This window comes from Exiguobacterium sp. s181, from assembly GCF_018617125.1.
Classification (GTDB): Bacteria; Bacillota; Bacilli; order Exiguobacteriales; family Exiguobacteriaceae; genus Exiguobacterium; species Exiguobacterium profundum.
Window position 1 is genome coordinate 429,956 of sequence record NZ_JACSJM010000001.1, and the last position, 20,788, is coordinate 450,743.

General features: G+C 45.8%; 13 protein-coding genes and 1 riboswitch. All 13 genes read left to right on the forward strand.

Translation table 11 applies throughout. The annotated features are described in order from the left end of the window. Window positions 1–146 precede the first annotated feature (146 nt). The 13 genes from KNO70_RS02360 (at window position 147) to KNO70_RS02420 (ending at window position 20,586) form a co-directional block, all read left to right on the forward strand. A complete protein-coding gene (locus KNO70_RS02360; protein WP_214811086.1) occupies window positions 147–1,484 on the forward strand; it encodes a trypsin-like peptidase domain-containing protein in 1,338 nt (445 codons plus the stop codon). A gap of 70 nt (window positions 1,485–1,554) precedes the next feature. Beyond that, complete coding sequence (locus KNO70_RS02365) at window positions 1,555–2,904, forward strand: Ig-like domain-containing protein (protein WP_214811088.1); 1,350 nt, start codon at window positions 1,555–1,557, stop codon at window positions 2,902–2,904. Between the two features lie 253 nt (window positions 2,905–3,157). Next, window positions 3,158–5,041: a KAP family P-loop NTPase fold protein gene (locus KNO70_RS02370; protein ID WP_290770035.1), complete on the forward strand. Its 1,884-nt coding sequence runs from the start codon at window positions 3,158–3,160 to the stop codon at window positions 5,039–5,041. Window positions 5,042–5,208: 167 nt separating this feature from the next. After that, the gene (locus KNO70_RS02375; RefSeq protein WP_214811093.1) at window positions 5,209–6,249 is read left to right on the forward strand and encodes an OB-fold nucleic acid binding domain-containing protein; all 1,041 of its coding nucleotides are present in this window, start codon (window positions 5,209–5,211) and stop codon (window positions 6,247–6,249) included. Between the two features lie 2 nt (window positions 6,250–6,251). Beyond that, on the forward strand, window positions 6,252–7,688 hold the full coding sequence (locus KNO70_RS02380) for a tripartite tricarboxylate transporter permease (RefSeq protein ID WP_214811095.1): 1,437 nt from the start codon (window positions 6,252–6,254) through the stop codon (window positions 7,686–7,688). A 111-nt stretch (window positions 7,689–7,799) separates the two neighbouring features. Further along, window positions 7,800–8,321: a DUF1643 domain-containing protein gene (locus tag KNO70_RS02385; protein WP_214811097.1), complete on the forward strand. Its 522-nt coding sequence runs from the start codon at window positions 7,800–7,802 to the stop codon at window positions 8,319–8,321. A 180-nt stretch (window positions 8,322–8,501) separates the two neighbouring features. Beyond that, window positions 8,502–8,651, forward strand: a complete 150-nt coding sequence (locus tag KNO70_RS02390) for a hypothetical protein (RefSeq protein WP_168169863.1) — start codon at window positions 8,502–8,504, stop codon at window positions 8,649–8,651. 146 nt (window positions 8,652–8,797) lie between these two features. Next, window positions 8,798–10,918: a hypothetical protein gene (locus tag KNO70_RS02395; RefSeq protein ID WP_214811099.1), complete on the forward strand. Its 2,121-nt coding sequence runs from the start codon at window positions 8,798–8,800 to the stop codon at window positions 10,916–10,918. Next, complete coding sequence (locus KNO70_RS02400) at window positions 10,899–12,803, forward strand: hypothetical protein (RefSeq protein ID WP_214811101.1); 1,905 nt, start codon at window positions 10,899–10,901, stop codon at window positions 12,801–12,803. The genes KNO70_RS02395 and KNO70_RS02400 overlap by 20 nt, the downstream gene beginning before the upstream one ends. Further along, complete coding sequence (locus KNO70_RS02405; protein ID WP_214687373.1) at window positions 12,760–13,713, forward strand: hypothetical protein; 954 nt, start codon at window positions 12,760–12,762, stop codon at window positions 13,711–13,713. The genes KNO70_RS02400 and KNO70_RS02405 overlap by 44 nt, the downstream gene beginning before the upstream one ends. 283 nt (window positions 13,714–13,996) lie before the next feature. Beyond that, on the forward strand, window positions 13,997–14,149 hold the full coding sequence (locus tag KNO70_RS02410; protein WP_160300231.1) for a hypothetical protein: 153 nt from the start codon (window positions 13,997–13,999) through the stop codon (window positions 14,147–14,149). A 156-nt stretch (window positions 14,150–14,305) separates the two neighbouring features. Beyond that, window positions 14,306–14,382, forward strand: a riboswitch (cyclic di-GMP riboswitch). Window positions 14,383–14,395: 13 nt separating this feature from the next. After that, window positions 14,396–15,163, forward strand: coding sequence for a transglutaminase-like domain-containing protein (locus KNO70_RS02415; protein WP_214687372.1), 768 nt, complete (start codon window positions 14,396–14,398; stop codon window positions 15,161–15,163). Window positions 15,164–15,279: 116 nt separating this feature from the next. After that, window positions 15,280–20,586 (forward strand): SpaA isopeptide-forming pilin-related protein, encoded by a 5,307-nt coding sequence (locus KNO70_RS02420; protein WP_214811103.1) that lies wholly within the window; start codon window positions 15,280–15,282, stop codon window positions 20,584–20,586. Window positions 20,587–20,788: the final 202 nt, after the last annotated feature.

Consider the following 20,788-nt stretch of genomic DNA (forward strand, 5'->3'; position numbering starts at 1 on the left):
TGTCGAACGATTGCTGTTCAATTTTAAATTATTGATTGACTTAAAAATGATAAGTGTCATCCGACGAAAGACCTAAGTTGATACTATAAAAATGATGGACATGATTCATACAAATTGACTAATAAACGAAAGCGAGGTCGAGAGATTTGAAACGGTTCGTAACGCAGTTTTCTCTTCTTGCAATCCTATTCCTGTTACTCAGTACATGCTTACCTACAACGGCTGCCGCGGCAAGTTTGACGGTTTCTCCAAAAAGCGTGACGTTACAGGTTGGCCAAGCCAAAACGGTACAGGCAAAAACGAGTGGTGTGAAAAAACCAGTATACGTATGGAAATCGTCGAACACAAAAGTAGCGACCGTGAAAAATGGAAAGATTACAGCGAAAGCGGTCGGAAAAGCGACAATCACAGTCACCGTCCAGAAGACGAAGTTGAAGTCGACCATCAGCGTGACGGTCAAACCGAAGAAATTAAATGCACAAGCAGCGTTCAAGGCAGTCAATCCATCGGTCGCGACGATTGAGATGTACGATGCTTCTGATCGACTCACTTCAACTGGGAGTGGATTCGTGACGAAGAAAGGGGAAGTCATCACCAATTTCCACGTCGTTTCGGGTGAATCTAACCGATACGCGCGCATTCGGTTCGCAAACGGGACTGAAGTCGAAACACTCAAATTGAAGCGATTCGATGATACATTGGATTTGGCGATTTTAGATGTCCCGTCCCTTCAGTCTATCCCGACATTGGCGACAGCAAAAGCGGGAAGTACAGGATCAACCGTGTATGCCCTCGGGAGCCCGAAAGGTGTGGATAATACGATCACACAAGGAATTCTTAGTAATCGTGAAGTTTTCTTCAGTGGTCAACCTTATCTTCAATTTAACGCCAGTGTGACTCATGGCAATTCAGGTGGTCCTCTCATTAACGATTACGGACAGGTCATCGGCGTCGTCACATGGGGACTCCCGGATTCGCAAAATATGAACTATGCGGTTCCGATTCAAGAACTGGATACGCTGAAGTACGGGCGCGAAACGATTGCGAATGTGCAAATGCCGACTGAACCAGAATATGAATTACCTGTCGTATCCGGCAAAGGGGATACACGAGAACAGGAATTGAATGATTCGTTTGCGGATGCGGATGTGATTTCGTATGCTTCTGGAGATTTAATTGGTTCTGTTTATGATTTAGAAGATGTCGATACGTTCGTCTTCCGGACCGATAAGCGAATGACGTTGTCTGTATTTGGTTGGTGGATGAACAATCAGCAAGGCGAATATTGGGCATTCGGTCTATTTGACGCGAATGGTGAGGAAATTCGTTACAGTGAAGAGTACTCGAATGAAGGGCGTTATTATGGAACGCTAGACCTCGTTATTCCTGCCGGCGAGTATTACTTGGTCTCGTTCCCATTATCAGGTTTAGCTGAATCGGAATATTGGAATCAACCGTATCGAATGAGTTATGAACTGAAGTAACACGATTGAATAGAAGTAGAGAGACTGGCCATCGTGTCAGTCTTTCTCTATGACGTCAGGGGGAAAAGCGATGAAGCGTATTGTATTCATTTGTCTGTTATTGATTTGGGTTCAAGGGTCGATGTCGATCACGCCTATAACTGCTGCAACGACGACACATAATTTAGTTTTCGGAGAAGTACTAGAAGGAGAGCTCGTGAAAGGGGGAGCGAACCAGACCTTCGAGGTGACGTTACCTCAAAACGGAAAACTGACACTGGATTTGACGCTCGAGATGGCAAATACGTTAGTGACCCTAGTCGATGAAAACAATCGTTCCGTCGTGTATGAATGGGTTCGCGGAAGCCAGTATTCCCCGGCACGTTATCAAAAGACGCTTGATTTGAATCAAGGTACGTATCGACTTCAGTTCAGTTATGCTCTCGGTAAATACGCGATTCGGGCAGATTTCAATCCAGTGACGACTGATGACATAGAGCCGAACGATGGTACGCTCTTGGCTCAACCGTTGCCGCTTCAAAAAACGACAACGGGTCATTTGACGTTACAAGATCGGAGCGATGTGTATCGGATCGAACTGAAACAAGCGGGTCGGCTTCAATTGGAGTTGACGAGCTTTGTCTCGCAACAGGTCTACTTCGAACTAATGGATGAGATGAACACGTCGATTTATCAAAAATCCGTATCGGGATTGATGAACAATCCGGGGAAACAGAAGATGGTGGTCGACTTGGAACCCGGCATCTATTATCTGAACGTATACGATTTGACGTATCGGTCGAATACGGGTGTCTATGAGATTCGCAGTTCGTTCAAACCTGCGAAGAATCAAGAGCGAGAGCCGAACAACGGGTCAGTCGAAGCGGAAAGGTTCCCGTTCTATACATCACGTACCGGGCTGATCTCATGGAACGATTCGATTGATGTATACAAACTGTCGTTACCGAAAGAAAGTCGTGTCCGGGTGGAATTGTTGTCCTTCATCAATCGTGCCGCGAGCTTGACGGTGAAGAACGTTCAAGGCGATCAGGTATTGTCGACTTATCTATACAGTTCGTCCATTGAACCGGGACGCTATGACGAATCGGTGGTTCTTCCAAAAGGGGATTACTTTATATACGTGCAAGGCGGTATGGGCACCTCGCACACCGGAACCTATCAGTTGAAGGTATCCTCCAGTCACTTGCTGCCAGCGTTGTCGGTCAATCGCGTTTCGGTCCGTTCGACGAAAGTAAGTGGCAAGAGCGAGAAAGGGGCGACCATCACGATGACGATTGGGAAGAAGTCGTATAAGCGAAAGGCTGATGCGAAAGGGAATTACTCGTTCTCGATTAATAAGCAAAAAGCTGGGACGCTGATCAAAGTGACAAGCAAGAACAAATACGGGTCGACAGTGAAGACGATTAAGGTGTCGAGGTAGGTGAAGCATCGCTTTGATTTATTACATTGATGAATATGCGGGTCACTAGGCGGGTCACTAGGCGGGTCACTAGGCGGGTCACTAGCTAAGATGCAATTACCGTTGTAAGAGGTGGACGAAGTCGTTATATATGAATCCATGTTTAATTTTCAAGATAACCTAAATATTACAAAAATACAGCGATGAAGTAATAGGTTAAATATACCTTTAATGGTAAAATTAATAAAAATATTGAAGGGGTGTTTACATTTTGGTGACAAAAGATTTTATACGCGGTCTAAATGACCAACCGATAACTGAGCAAACGGAAGATAATTTTAAAATAAGCCCTTACATAGAGGCAATTTCGGACTTTATCATTCACTGTGAAACACCGATTACAATATCACTTCAGGGTGGATGGGGTACAGGGAAAAGTTCGTTTATGAACTTGATTATCAATAAGTTAGACCCTATTCAAACGATTGGAAGTAAAACAGACAAGAAAAAAAAACAGCATAAAAAACCTGGTGGTATTATAGCCATACAATTTAACACCTGGCAATATGCACAGTTTAACCTTGATGATCAACTCGGGATTTCTTTTCTTACATACATGACGAAAAAACTAACAGATAATCTCGAAGGTGTATCTGAAATTCAAAAAAAAGTTGACGCCGTCCTTTCTGTTCTGACAAAACTCAGTATGAGTATAGCTATTACAAAAATAGGGGCAAATGCGAACGATTTGAAGGAAACGGGCAAAGAACTTGATACGGCCAATGTAATTGAAACATTACGTGAGCAATTAAAAACAGTCGTAGACGAACACCTAAAATATTATAATGCGGATCGTTTAGTTATTTTTGTAGATGATTTAGACCGTCTTAATCCAACCATCGCTGTAAATCTTCTTGAAATTATAAAACTCTTCCTCGATATTGAAAACTGTGTGTTTGTATTAGCTGTAGACAGTCGTGTTATTGAGGAAGGGATTGCAAAAGAGAAAAACTTTTCTCCGGATAAAACAAAAAGCTTTCTCGACAAAATGATTCAAGTACCATTTAAAATTCCAGTTGAGACCTACAATTATCAATCATTCCTTCAATCCAAACTAATGGGTCTCTTTAATGAAGGTGAGGATATTACAAACATCCAATTATTGATTCAGCAAAGTGTTGGAAGCAATCCGCGAGCTATGAAAAGGCTTATCAATTCATACTATTTAATTTCTAAAGTGAATGAACTTACCGGGAAGACGAAGGAAATTATTCAGAACTTTGAACAAAAAAATAATAATACAGTTCTTAACCAAGAAGTAGACCCTAGTACCCAAATCAATAAAATGTTACTAGGTATCATCTGTATGCAATTGAGCTACCAACCACTGTACATCACATTTTTACATGAACCTGACGAACGTCTGAACTTGCTAGACATGTATGATGATCAAAAATCAAAAGAAATTTACCTCAAAAAAGTGAAAGAACTTCTAGAAAAACATGCAACGCTTCGTATTTATGATGTCAAAAGTGTCGAGGATCACTTGCTTGACTACATTCAGTTCATCTCAATATTTAGAGAGGTCATAAAACCTAACTCATCAACTGATGATACTGTCATTACAACAGAAGATGTCGAATTGCTCGATACACTGTTACATTTAGCCGAAGTCACTAGTGAATCTTCTACTCATTTTAAAAAAGACAATTTATATGAAGAAATTGATTTAAATGAATATGCAAACAACTCTAAGAAATATAAATTAGATCCGGAGGAACCGTTACAAGTGGATTGGGAAACAGAACTTGGAGAAAACCCACCAAACTCGACGAAACGAAAAATTATTGCACTTATCCAAAAATCGATTGACTCTAAGGAAAAGATTTTGAAATTCAAAAACCAACAAAATCTTGACGATACAGGATTTCCATCTGTTTTTACTTTTGCATTGAAAAATGAAAGTGAATGGACTCAAAAACAAAGGAAATACACCTTATTTACAGTAGGTCCAATAGAAGGGGAGATAATTGAGCTAGGCTATCACTTCAGCACAAGAGATGGCATTATCTTGTTAAACCGAGTTCTCAACTTTGTGAACAGCGAAAATCATCAAAAAATCAAAGTCCGCGTAACCGAAGAACTATCAGTAGACTGAATTGATGATAACTATTTGAGTCGATATTTCTTGCACACGTTTGATATTCTCGTAAACTTGTGCAAGGAGTATCGACTTTTATGTTGAATCAACCACAAATAAGATATGTTTCATCTTTGTTTGGAAAGTCAGAAAGACAATAGAACTATTGGTTCAAAGGAGGTCATATGAGCAATCAGAACCGTTCCTATCAGTTAATTATTACACTTATTCTCATTTCATTTTTAGGTACGTCTGGGTGGTTAGGTTATCAAAACGCTTCAAGTGATGTACTCGCTGATCAACTCCCACTGTCTAGTTTGAATGAACTTTCTCAGTTGAAAGTGGGTGAACCCGTAAAGGTGATTGGTGTCATCAAACGTACATATATTTCGAAGGAAGGCATATTAACGTTTACGCTTCAGGATGATAACAATGAAATTGCCATCTCTATTTTTCCGAGTTTTGGACGTCTGAATAAAGATTTTCAAATTGGTGATCAAATTCAAGCGCAAGGTATCCTATCCACCTATAAAAATCGATATCAACTTCAACCATTTTCGAAAGACGCCATTCAGTTCATCAAGCGGAACTTGAATGAAATTGGGTTGGTTCAGACACCACTTCATAAGATTGACGACCATCGAGATGAGAAGGTCATGGTTCGAGTGAATGAGGCATACAACGTGTATAGTTTCACCAGTCAAGCGGGGAAAACACATTTGAGCTTTATCGTAAGTGAAGGGGATTTAGAAGTAGATGCAATTATGTTTGAAGGATTATGGTCTGAAGAAGATCAGAGAGTTCTCAATACGTCAAAAGATCTCTATTTAATTGCTGAACCTAGAAAAGAATTTGATGAGTGGTCATTAATTGTATATGAGGTTTTTGATGATATTGAAAGCTCAGAGTTGGCAATTGATGAGCCATCAAGTGAAAAAGAGGCACATATCGAATTATCAAATATAAATCGTTACCTCAGAGAAAAAGTATCCATCGGACCCGTCACTTTTGAGGACTTTGAAATTTATACAAGTCAGTCGGGAAAAGAACATCTTCGATTTGGCGTACATCAAGATCGTTCTATCGTCCCCGCCATTTTATTTGAAGGAAGCTGGTCAGATCGTGACCTTGAAATGATGACGAGTAATCAAGAGTATTACATTGAAGCAACAGTGAGTGAATATAACGGTGCGATTTCACTTATTGTCAATGAAATCAAGGAGTAGACATGGAAATCATAGTGATCCTATTTTCAATTGTTGCTGGAATTATGACCGGCATTATAACTGGTCTAATCCCTGGTATACACGTTAATACAATCGCTGCCATTATGGTCAGTCTCTCTACAGTTTTATATGGATATGGGATGGATGGAACAAGTATTGCAGTTTATATCGCATCAGTTGCGGTGACACACGCCTTTTTTGACTATATTCCAAGTTTATTCTTAGGGGTTCCAAACGATGAGGTATTTGCCTTGTTACCAGGTCATCGGATGGTTAGAGAAGGTAGGGGGATAGAGGCATTACATCTTTCTATCAAGGGGAGTTGGAATGGAATTCAGATGGGTGTTGTGATATTAGTCATTGTGCTAATTATGCAATCAAGAGGGATTGATTTACTTGGAGCAGTCGACGCATACATTAAACCTTACTTGTTTTGGATTTTGCTGATTATTTCTCTTATTCTCATTCTAAGTGAAACACGAAAACTGTGGGCTTTCTTCATATTCATGCTAAGCGGGCTATTCGGAATTATTGTATTGGGATCGCCATTGGTCCCGAGCACAGGTTCAGCATTCAATGGTCTGTTTCCTGCGCTTGCCGGGATTTTTGGGGTGAGTGGATTGATTCTGTCTTTATTTGAAAAGACCGGTGATTTTCCTAAACAAAAAAATACTACGAAACTTCCTATGAGTTCATTTGAAGTATGGAGTAGTTCAGTTCGAGGTACAGGTGCTGGAATGGCAGTGGGATTATTACCTGGTCTAGGTGCTGCAAACGCAGCGACATTACTATTAATGATCGAGAATTTTCTAGGGAAGAATAAAAAACAAGATACCTCGACCTACAGTTATATTGTGACGACAAGTGCGATAAATACATCTGACACACTCTTTGGAATTGCAGCTCTTTACTTTATTGAAAAAACACGAAGTGGAGCATCAGTTGCTATGTCTCAGTTGTTTGGTGGAACATTTCCTTTACTCGCATTAGTTGCAGTAATTATTGGAATAGCGATTTCTGGATTTGTGGCAATGACAATCATGCAACGCTATAGCATGTATATCGCGCATTCAATTTCAAAATTGGATTTCAAAGGACTGAACCTAGCAGTATTAATCTTTCTAGGGTTATTCATTTATTTAACACTGGGTGATTGGGGTATTGTGATTTTAGTGGGTGGCACCTATTTAGGGCTACTTCCTCCGTTATTAAATGTACGTCGGGCGCAAGCGATGGGATTCTTTCTAGTTCCTGTAATGCTGTTCTATTCAGGCAATCAAGCCGATATCGTATCTTATTTACATCTAGAAGCAAACATTAAGTACTACGAAGAATTAGAAGTTACTAAAATGGCATTTTACTTATTAATTTCTTTAGGGATAGCCGGCTTGTCATACATTTTGAATGTATTGATGAGGAGAATTGTAGTAAAAAAATAACGATGATAATCACAATGAGGATACAATTGTGTATTAACCTAGTGTTTTTATTGTACAGGTATTAAAAAGCTTAAGGGATATAATGAGTGTATTAAAAAGGAGGATGAACACATGAATGGTAATTGGGATTTATCGTATCGAGTTCATTCAGTGATTGATAACTCAAAAACATATCGCTATCAATTTTCATGTGAGTGGGGTGATGGAGGACGGTATGTCACATTCATCATGTTAAATCCGAGCATTGGCAATCAAGACCAACCCGATCCGACGCTTCGAAAGTGTATCAGCTATGCGAAGAAATGGGGATACGATGGCATCAAGGTTGCAAATCTATTTGCCTATATTTCGACAGACCCAAAACGATTGCGAGAAGTAGATGACCCAATCGGTCCAGACAACGACCAACATATTTTAGAGATGATGAAGGACTCGGAACAAGTGATTGTGGCGTGGGGAGCTAGTATTCCAAGACCTCATGGGATAAAGAGAATTCAAGAAGTGCTTCATTTGTTAAGGGAGCAAGACAGTTATTGCTTAGAGAGAACAGTCGATGGAAGGTATCCGAGACATCCACTCTTTTTAAGAGGCGATTTAGTGCCAACCGTATTCCAAAAGGCGATTGAAAAATAGTGACTCGGGCTATGTGTGTTTGTAATCCATACAAATGCACATAGCCTTTTGTATATTTAGTTGGAGACGCACGAAATAATAACCCACTAATTCATTTCCATAAAAAAGAAAAAACATTATCTTCAATTGTTAGATTTTGTATTAAAATGAAACAAGTAATGAAGGATGAGGAGTGAGAACATGGCGCGCAAAACGAGAAGTGACTGCACGGTCGGCACCTTTGAGAAGAAACACGGTCTGCCTCCAGGAACAATTCGAAACTCAGATGGAAGAGACACACGAAGCGATAAAAAAATCGGAACGATTCGCAAAGAATCTGAACGAAAATAATTGCATGATCGGATAAAGACGAACGGATTTGATGCGCGGTCTCTCACTGGTTTAGAGGACGCGCTTTTTGAAGTTATACATATGGAATCGAATTCGTGTTGTGGCATGAACAATACATTTTATGATTCAACAAAGGAGACGAAAAAATGGACCACTTGATTGATTTTAAACAAGAATTCACGATGCAGACGATGCTACATGAACTTCACGAGTTAATTGCAAAAGCGAATCGACTCAACCTCGACACAACAACGATTGAAGGGCTATACAAGGATTTAAACGTGTTAAACCTATTTTCTAACCGTCATATCGTCAGTGTTGCTGGCTTACAAAGTGCCGGCAAAACACTCGTTGTGAAACGAATGCTCGATTTACCGGACGACCTCTTGTTGTCAGAAGTCGGAGTTGGAGAAAAACGTCCTGTGCTTCTCTCATCTGACGCGAGCGCAACGACAATCACTTATCGATTGACCCGCGCAATCAAGACAGCGACGGGAAGTTTTGAATTGAAAGATGAATCGATCACAAAAGAACAACTCAATACCGGTATACAAAATCCAAGTAGCGATATGCTTTGGTTTGAAATCATTTTACCGAACAACCACGTGCTCGGTCATTTGACTCTTGCTTTATTACCGGGATTCGAACGGAGCGCTCGCTCGGATTCACAAAAATTCCTTGATATTTTCTTGAAATGCTCGACGGGGATGATTCTTGTCTTGAACCATGCTCGACTCGCCCAAATGCATCAAGAGATGTTATTGCAACAAGTTGCTTCGACGTATAAAGACAAAGCACCTGGGTTCGTCCTCACACATGCGAGCGAGTTGACAGAAGAGAAGAGAACGATGATTTCTCAAAACTTGTTCCAAAAGTTCAGTATGGCAGACGAGTCACAAATCATTTTAGCCGATACGGACATCGAAAATGTCCCACAAGAAATGGAACGATTGCTCAAGTCGAACAGTCAATTCACTCAAGATTCACTCCAACTCCATCACAAGAAACTCATGACGATTGGTGAAACGTTAGCGCGTGAACTCGTGAAACTGGAGCATGTATTGATTGCACAATCGGACCGAAAGAATGATCAACGTGAGTTGCGAATGATGCAACGATCGTTTGATGAGGCTCGAGATAAGTATATTAAAGAATTAGACGACACGTTAAAAGGACGTTTAGAAACCCATGTGCAACGTTGTATCGGTGAAGTCACGAAGAGTATTAAGCAAGAAAAGCATACGTTATGGGACAAGGCACGAGCTTCCTTCAAAAAAGATATGACGTTCAATGAACGACAAGAATTAATTGAGTCAATTCAAGCTGTCTACATGACTAAAAATCCGCAAGTATTGGACGTCATGATGATGGAGTCGATTGAAACGATGACACGGAAACGTCTTAGACTCTATAAGCCTCATATGTTTCAATCGAAACAGATTGAGCAGACGGCGTCGAAACCCGCTCTCAGTTTCATGGAACCGAAAGCGAATGAACTTGTTCCGAAGCAGCCTGAACTCGAGATTGCAGCGACGACCACAGACACGATGCAGGAAGCGTTTAGTGTAACGTTGACAGAGGTCGATCGTTATTTAGATCCGACTGTTCTTGATGTTTCACTCGGTGGTCAACACACCCAACAACTCCCGGTGATTGCTGGAACGATTGTACAACACCTTATCTTGACGAAAGGAAAAGAAGGTGATGTGAGTCTTGTCGCCGATGGGATTGAAGAATATGAGACACTCAAAGCCAAAATCGGTGACATGGAAGGGTTTCATCAAGAGTACTCGGGACTCGTGCTTGATGCCAATCGCATGGTGACGGGGACAGCCGTCTTCTTTGGTATCGATGCGCTTGACGGGAACTTCAACAGTTTTGGAGCCATTGTAGGAGCTCTTGAGGCGCTCGGAGTGGCAGCCGGAGTAGCAACAGGTGTTGCGGCAGTTGGGGTTAGTGGGGCGGTTGCGGCACTCGCCGTTAAACGAGGTTCGGAAAAGATTGAGAAATTCAAGTTCGAGCGTCATGACTATGCGAAACAAGTACTTCAAGCAACAGCTGATTATCAGCGGGAGTCCACACTCGCCCTCGTCAATAGTGTCATGGATGAAATGCGAGCCAAATTGATGCATGCGTACCATGCCCGTCGACAGGATGACGTAAATTTAGGTCTGTATGAAGAAGTAGAGGTACGCGTGAATCGATTGAAGAACGAGTGTGGCAAGCTCCGGGAAGAGGCGTTCCGCAATGCGGGAGCTATTTATTGAATTTGAAAAGAATCGGTACGAATGGGCGTTTGACGCCAAGCACGATTTCATGAGCCGATTTCAACTATATGATGCTGAAGGTGTGACACCGAATCAAGAGAAGGTCGTCCTATCGGTGTACGGCCCGACACAGGTCGGGAAAACGACACTCATCTTGAATTTACTCGGTGTGAAAGAAGAGGCGATTGACGAAATCTCGTCATTTTTGCGAGGGAAACGGGAAATTGGTCAATCTGCGACAGTGACTGTCACGAGTTACAGTGTGTCTGCGACAGAAGACTACGTGCTCACCTTGCCGAATCAAGAACCCGAAGTGATTCAGTCGACAGACATATTGGAAGAACGATTATCCGCACTTCGGATCGATGTCGAGGCGGGGCGAATCGATTCGCTCGCTCCTGTGCGGATTGCCTTGCCGAAGTCTTACTTTGAACAAGCAGACGTTGCCATCGAATTGCTTGACCTGCCAGGGATTGAGTCAGCGGAGGAACGTGAACTTCGTCACGTCGAACGTTGCGTCAATCATTGGATTCCTCGGTCGCATATCTGTCTCATCGTCAATGGGGCAGGTGACCTGACGTTCCTTCGAGATATCGGCATGACGCATTTGCAACATTGGTATGACTATCCGGATAACTTTTATGTCGTCTTGACTCGTGCGTATTCTCCAGAATCGGTCAAACGACGATTACGGGACAAATCCATTTCAAACGAGACAGACCTCCGCGCCTACTACCATCGTGAAATTGGTGACATCCTGGGTCGACCACCAGGAACAGTATATCCTGTCGAGATTGGTGCCAGTATGCATCGCCTTGAACCGGACGCGCGTGAGATAGCCCAGTCGATTTTGAATGAGTTACGAGCCCGGATTGAACAGACTGATTATCGGCACGTATCTTTTAGTTTTTTGACGGGATACTATGCAGAAGTGGTGCGTCAGAGTGATGAAGAGATTCGCCACATCACAGAAGATTTAGATGTAGCAGAACGCGAACTCGCAGGACTGAATAAGCGGATGGAAAAGCTAAAGGAAAAGATTGAAGACCAAGTTGGTGATTTTGGAAACCAAGCGATAGAGTTAGTTTCAGTAATAAATCATTTTAAAATGGTACACGAAGTGATTCATAATCGTGAATCAAAAGAAGTGTTGATTGATGTTGCATTGATACAAGCACAGCATACTAAATCGAGAACGGCGTTGAATGCTGCTTTTTCTCAAGCGATTTCGATGCTGGAAAAGTCATTGGATGAAGACGTGAAGATGATAAATGAGTTGTTGAACACAATTTATTTTGAACTCGATTACGTCGATTCTACGCGGTTACAGGTAACACATCCGGGAGAAATTCAATTTTTTGCATGGGATGACTCGAAAGTAGATCGTTATTTCTCCCAAAAGAATTATGAGGCACAGATGGATTGGATGAAAAAATACCTCCTCGAGGAGACGATGAGACTAAGTAAGTTAGTTTACGACGATGCGAAACACATCTACAAGCAATTACAGGATATATCCGAAACGTTTTCGAGTGATCGAGTGCGCTTGGATATTCGTTACACGCATGAGATGGATATGCTCAAGGCCGACTTGAATGAAGCTGAGCAAAGCGTGATTCAACTGCAAGAACGATTGACGAGTACGAAAGAACGTTGGCAAGAAGATTTGGTCCACGCACAACAATACCGAAGTTTCTTCATTGAGCACTTCGTGAAACGTCAGCAAGAGCTATTGCGACAAGCAACGTCTGACGATATTCAAGAACGTTACAGCGCTGGACTTTATTTATACACGCTCGGACGAGATGCCGAGGAGATTATACAAGCATTGGGGTGTCCGAATGGAAACGAAACAAGCCATGACAGCGGAAGACGCGCTTTATGAACAAGCGTTGTCGTCCCTACGACAATTAAATCAAGAGGTATTCTTAAACGACCTCGATACGAAGTTGAAACAAACCATCCTGATGATTCAACAAGAAGTGGATGACTTAAAAGCCAAACTTGAAGAGGATCAACTCTATCTATCTTCGAGCATTCAAAATTTGAAGCAGGTCGTTCATTCAGATAGCACGAGATCGGTTGAACGTGTCGAGGAGCTAGACGAACAGGTGCGGTCGTATTTCCGCGATTTCTATGGTCATTTCACGACAGAAATCGAGCAGATGAAAGATGCGTTGGCATCATCGGTTTCCTCGACTGAACAGCTGGTTGCGAGTCATATGAGCAATGCCGAGAGTCAGATGCAAGATTTACAAGTACAGCAAAAAACGACGATGGAATACGTCGATACACGATTTGAAAAGTTAGAACAGGTATACAACAACTGGCTACGTGCACTAAATGAAATGAAAGACGATTTTGCCAAACAGTCGACTGCTTTCCATGCTGCGAACGAGGCACAACGACTTCATTTTCAAACTGGGCAAGGAGAACTGTTGCGGCAAGTCGATGAACTGAATGCGACCATTCAAAAATTAGAACACCAACAAGATGAGTTACGTGAAGCCACGAAACAAGAGCTCCTCCAAGCCGTTGCCGACAGTAATGCGTCACGCATTGCGTGGGAACAAACGATTGCGGAAGAGATGAAAACGCGGGCTGAGAGTGATGTCGTGATGCGGCAACAATTACTTGATGACGTGAATGCCTCGACTGAAGCTATGATAATTCAGTTGAAAGAAGAGAATGAGGCACTCGCTAAGCAGAATGAAATCCGATTTAAGCAGAGTCGATGGATTTTAATTGGACTGGGCGTGTTAGGTGCATCTCAAATTGCCTTGCAGCTCATTTAAACAGCATGCAATCCACTACATGATCGATCATCGGACGGACTCAAACGAGTTCGTCTTTTGAATGTAGGCGAATTGTCACTTCCTGTCGAACGAAAGACCTAAAGAAGACATAATTAATTCCCCTTTTTTAGTAAAAAGAAACGGAATGTTTGTTACAATAAGGTTACACTAATGGTAGATAAAGGTATGGATTGAATTGTAACCCATCAAATGACTTACGATTTCCACGCTATTTAAATGTAGATGATCATACTCCCTACCTCATACGAAGGAGCTGTGTCCATTGAACGATGTTCTCTTTTACGTCTTATTGTTGCTGGCGCTTCCGACCCTCGGTTTTGTCTTGAATTCGATTGTCGTCTTGTCACGATTTGTGAAGCAACAAATCCGTCGCCGTTTCCCATTCACGGAGCAACTGTCATTCCGTTCGAAATAATATCATCTGTCTGTTCTTGACAGATTCCGCTAGATCCTCTCACCTCACGTACGACGAGGGGTTTTGCGCATTCATTTCGGCACATTCATTCCCATAAAATTTAAAAATCAGACATCGTCCACGCATCCCTTATGCTAAGGTTGAGGCGTAAGACTTCACTGATAATGGCAAAACTACGCGAAAGCTAGTGACGCAAAGCTACAGGGCCTGTAAAATGGCAGCCAGTTTCCAAAGGAGGTTCGTCTCGTGAAGAAATTCTTCGCAGGGATGTTGGTATTGTTGTTCGCACTGATTGTGGTGCGACCTGCCGCCGCAGATGCGGCGAGCGCGCGTGTCGATACACGGACGGGGAAAGTCGACGTGTACATTTCGAACCAGGACAAAGGGTCATTCAAGTTCGAGGTGCGACAAGGCAAGCAGGTCCGTACTTACGATGTCTATAAAGGGAAGAATCATTTCAACGTCAACTATGGGAACGGGGATTATACATTCACGCTTTACCAGTCATCGGACGGGGAACGCTATAAACGTGTCTACCGCCTTCAGAAAACGGTCCGCCTCGTCCATTCGACGGCGCCGTATCTCCACTCCACCCAAAATGTCTCCATCGATTCTGCGACGTCGCGTCTCGCCTCGTCGTTGTCACGTTCATCTTACTCCACTTCGACGCAAACGCTCGTGACGAGCCGTCACGTCAACCGACTCGTTGACTATGACGACAAGAAGATCATGAAGCTCTCATCGACTTATCTACCGAATAACGCCGACACGCTTCGGACGAAACGGGGGATCTGCTATGACTTCGCGTCCTTGAACGCCGCACTCCTTCGTGCCCAAGGCATCCCGACCCGTCTCGTGATGGGGACGGCGAAAGGGGTCGACGGGTATCATGCGTGGAACGAGGTGTTCGTGAACGGAAAGTGGCGCATCATCGATGTGACGCGTGACGTGACCGAGCGACGGACGACGACGTACCGTAGCGCCTCTGACTATCGTGCCACGCTCTATGATTGAACGACGACCAAGGTCCCTTCCAGAGAAGGCGGCCTTTTTTTGGTATGTTCTTTGAGGCGAATCTCCTTGTTCCACGTTTGTGATGTCTGCAAACAAAGACACAGGAGGAAACGCACATGAAACGATGGTTATCCATGGTCTTGACCATGTTGCTCGTCGTGCAGCCGTTCGCCGTCTCGCGAATGGCGTATGCGGAAGGGGACCCGGTCATCACGGACCCGCAGCCACCGGACAATCCGGTCATGACGATCACCGACAACATTTTGGACGCGTACACGATTCGGACGACCACGACGGAAAACGTCGAGGTGAGTACGGTCACGACCGATTCGATCGTCGAGATCAACTACGATTGGTCGATCCCGAACGGGCACAGCTACACGGACGGGTCGACGTTCACGTTCCAAATGCCGAGTGAGTTGAAGGTGTACGAGGCGTTCACGAACGCACCGCTGAACTTCAACGGTCAGTCGATGGGGACGTACTCGCTCGCCCTTGACGGGACAGCGACGATGACGTTCAACGACAACGTCTACAAGTACTCGAACATCCAAGGGACGATTCAAGCCCTGACACAAGTGAAAGAAACGACCGAGATCTCAGAAGAGCGGACGGTCACGATCACCCCGATCGAGAACCAGCTCTCGCACATGTTATCGGTCGGATTGAAAAATTCAGGGAAAGACATCACGAAAGCTGGTGTCGCCGACCGACCGTACAACCCAAGTTCCATCGAGTGGACGGTCGAGTTGAACAAAGGGCTGAAACAGATTGAGAATGCCCGCTGGACGGACGTGATCCCTGCAGGTCTGTCGTATCGCGCCGACAGTATGGAAGTGACCCGGCTCGTCATGGCGATGAACGGGAATGTCCTCCGTGAAGAACCGGTGACAGGTCTCACCGTCGATACGACGGATGGTCTCGCCATCGACTTCGGGACGATCCAAAGCGCGTATCGCCTCACGTTTATCACGGATATCATCGATGAAGAGGTGGCGACGTTCAACAACGTCACGAACCTCGAGGGGGCGTCCTTCGATAAAGCAACGGCCTCAGCGACGGTCGCTGCCGGGCGGGGGACGGAGCTCGAGAAACGGACGCCGAAGTATGATGATGTCACCCAGACGATTGAATGGGTGTCGGACATCAACTTCCGGCAACGGAATTTGAGTTCGCTCACGGTGAAGGACTTGTTCACCGAGACGCATGAACTAGATGGGCTCACGCTATTTGAAGTGACACTCGATGCCAACGGGAACATCGCGAATCGAGTTGAGGTTCCTGTGACACCATTGAAAATCACAGACACGGGGCTCGAAGGGTTCACCTTCGACCTTCCGAAGAACGGGACGGCGTATCAGTTGGAGTATACGACCCGTGCGAAAAATCGCGTCGTCTCCTCGGGCAGCGTGACGAACACGATCGAAGTAAACGGCTGGAAGAAGTCGGCGACCCGGTCAATCGGACAAGCCGTTTTGCGAAAGACGCACAAGACGCCCGACTATGCGGCGGAAACGATTGAATGGACGCTCGAGTTGAACCGGGACAAACGGGTGATGAACAATGTCAAAATCACGGACACGTTCCCGAACGAGGGCTTGACGCTCATCGAGGACTCGCTGACAATCGACGGGTTGACGAAAGGGACGGACTACACGGTCACGCCTGATGCGAACGGCTTCACCATTGACTTCAACGTACAATTGACCGACACACATAAGATCACGTATAAAACGGCGTTCGATTACCGCGAGCGTCTGGACGCGAACAAGACGAGCTTCGTCAACGCGGCGACCGTCGACTGGGTCGACGAATCATCGAACGGACGCACGGTGACGACGACGGATTCCGTCGAGCCGGCATCGAACACGCGCAACAACGGATTCAAAGGTGGCACGTATAACGCCGTCACGAAGGACATCACTTGGAAAATCGGGATCAACTACCACGAGTATGCGACGACGAACCTGACCGTCACCGACACGTGGGAAGGAACACAAGTACCGGACAAGGATTCCTTCACTGTCGCAAAGATGACACGAAATATCGGCGCGAACGCCTACTCGGTCGACGCGACACCGATTCCATCGTCCGCGTATAACGTCGTGTGGAGCGACACGGGCTTCGTCTTGACGTTCAACGAGCCGACGGATGACGCGTTCGTCATCACGTACGACACGAACATCGACGATACGAAAATCGCACCATCGTATAAAAACACGGCCGTCGTCACAGACGGGGCGACCGAGCTTGGCAACTTGCCGGCGACGGTGACGGTCCGTCATGGTGGCGAATACAACGAGAAGCGAGGCACCCAGCAAGGGAAGCTCATCGCCTGGACGATTGACATCAACTTCGGACAATCGTCGTTGCAAAACGTCAAACTCCGTGACGTCCCATCGAACAATCAGGACATCCTGCTTGATTCGTTGAGCGTCTATGAGACGACGGTCGCCGCAAACGGTACGGTCGCGAAGGCAGGGAAATTGTCGACGGATGCGTACACGGTCCGAGCGATCCAAGAGATGGGGGAGTTCGAACTTACGTTCAACAACCCGATCGATCGCCCATACATCTTAGAATATGACTCGTATATCCTGGCCGCGGTCGGGACGGACATCACGAACGACGTCTATCTGACGGCGGACGAGGTCTCTGAGAACACGACGACGAAACAATCGAAGGTCAGAGTCGCCCGCACGTCCGGAATGGGGACGGCGAGTGGAGAGCTCGGTGAATTGACGATCACGAAGACGGATGAGTTGAGTGAGAAGAACTTGAGTGGGGCCTCGTTCGACTTGATCGATACGGGTAGTGGTCGTACCGTCCGTCGTGGCACGACAGGAAACGATGGGACCTTGACGTTCGGTCGCCTCCTTTACGGGGACTATCGTCTAGTCGAGACGAAAGCACCGGACGGCTACTTGATATCGACGGCGTCTCGGAACATCACCATCGCGAAAGTGAAGGAAGCGACGACGGTCAAAAACAACACGATCCGTCAAGACGTCGAATTGACGAAGACGTCGACTTCCGGCAAGGTGCTCGAAGGAGCAGAGTTCACGTTATATGACGCTTCGGACAATATCGTTCGCCAAGGGCTCGTGACGGACAAGGACGGCAGGATCACCGTTACCGACCTCGAGCCGGGCATGTATGCCTTCGTCGAGACGAAGGCGCCGACGGGTCATCTCCTCGATGCGAAGAAGCATGGCTTCTCCATCGTGAAAGACCAACTGACGACAACAACAGTCGGTGTACAGAACCAGCCGTTCAAGTCGATCGAATTGACGAAAGTCGATTGGAAGACGGGCTTGGCACTCCCAGGTGCCGTCTTTGACTTGAAAGATATGAACGGGAACACGCTCCGCACGGGACTCTCGGCCGATGCATTCGGTGTCCTATTGATCGAGGACCTCGACCTCGGTACGTACCAACTCGTCGAGACGAAAGCGCCGGACGGGTACGTGTTGCCCGAGAAAGCGTACACGTTCACGGTGACGCTCGAGAGTGACGCTGTTCAAAAAGACAACGTCAAAAATGAGACGATGAAGCGCGTGAAGCTGACGAAAGTCGACAAAGACACGAACGTCGCCCTTCAAGGCGCCGTATTCACGTTATACAACAGCAAGAACGAAGTCGTCCGTGACAACGTGACAACGGGAGCGGATGGGACGGTCGTCGTCGACCGATTGGACATCGGCACGTACACGTTCGTCGAGAAGACCGCACCGACCGGCTACATCTTAGACAAGACGCCACATGCGTTCGCGGTCGAGTACGGACAAGACGTCGATGAACAGATCACCATCACGAACGAACAACAAAAGTCGGTCCGTCTCATCAAGACGGACGTGATCACCGGTTCACGTCTCGCCGATGCGACGTTCTCGCTTTATCAAAAAGGTGGAACGCTCGTTCAGGCAGGATTGAAGACGGATGCGAACGGGGAGATCCGGGTCGACCGGTTGAACCCGGGTGATTATTACTTCCAAGAAACGAATGCACCGTCGGGTTACATGCTCGACATGACGGCACGTCCGTTCACGCTCGTACGCGGGACGAACGACGTGACAGAAGTCCGTGCCACGAATGACTCGTATAAAGCGGTACGGATGACGAAAGTCGACTCGGAAACAGGCAATCGTCTAGCGGGTGCGACGTTCAAGCTCGTCAACACGTTCGGAACGACGATCCGTGAGGGACTCGTGACGGATGCGGCGGGTGAGATTTATGTCAGCGGTCTCACACCAGGAAGCTATGCGTTCGTTGAAACGAAAGCGCCGGACGGGTACTTGCTTGATTCGAAAGAACACACGTTCAGCGTGGCGGCGCGTCAAGCGGCACCGACGACACTCACCGTCACGAACGAACAGAAAAAGTCAGTCCGACTCACGAAGACGGACGTCACGACTGGCGATGTGCTTCCAGGCGCGACGTTTGACTTGATTGATGTGTCGGGTGACATCGTCCGTGAAGGACTTGTCACAGATGCGTCTGGAGAGATCTTCGTTCGCGACCTCGAACCGGGCGACTACGCGTTCATCGAGACGAAGGCGCCGGTAGGATACATCCTAGATACGACAAAACACGAGTTCACGCTCACACGCGGGACGAATGAAGTCCTCGCGGTCGATGTGACGAACGACCCGTACAAAGCGGTCCGTCTCGTCAAGACAGACAGTGAGTCCGGTGATGTGCTTTCAGGTGCGACGTTCAAGCTGTTGAACGGTGTTGGCGAACTCGTGAAAGAAGGTCTCGTCACGAATGAAGACGGAGAGATTGTCGTCGAGGGGCTCGTCCCAGATGACTATCAGTTCGTCGAGACGAAGGCTCCGAAGGGGTACTTCTTAGATGAGACACCGCATCCGTTCACGTTTGAGCGGGGCGACGTCGAGAAGACGGTCGCGGTCGAAAACGACCGCATCAAGACACTCTTCGTCAAGAAGGTCGATGAGGAGACGGGCGAACCACTCGAAGGGGCCACGTTCACATTGACCGATTCAACGGGTGAGGTGATCACCTTCACGACGGATGCGTCGGGTGAAGCACGCGTGACCGATTTGAGACTCGGCACATATACGCTTGTGGAAACCGAGGCGCCGTTCGGCTATGAGTTGGACGAGACGCCACGGACAATTCGATTCGAGCGTGGTGGAGCGAACGAGCAACAGATCACCGTGGAGAACATGGCAATTTATTTCGAATTTGAAAAACCTCAGATTCCAGGAGGGAGCGGAGACAGCGGAAATGGTGACGCGGACTCCGACTCGACTGTTGGGTCAGAGGGAAGTAAGAAACCGACCTTGACGGAGCGCCTCCCATTCTTAGGTGGCGAATCATCGAACAGTTGGTGGATCGGCTTCGTACTTCTCGCCATCGGGATTGGATTCCTGTGGACGACAAGGCGGAAGGCGGCATAAGTTGATAAAACGATAAATGAATCAACCCTGAATAATCACACGAGATTGTGATGGTTCAGGGTTTTTGTGTCTCAATGAATTACAGAAATTATTTTCAACAGCTGTGGATATATCATGTGAATCTAGAATTCATATAAATTAATTTAGTTTCGTATAGATAAGAATTTAAGTGTCAAAACACCTTATCCGTTTTTTTATAGGA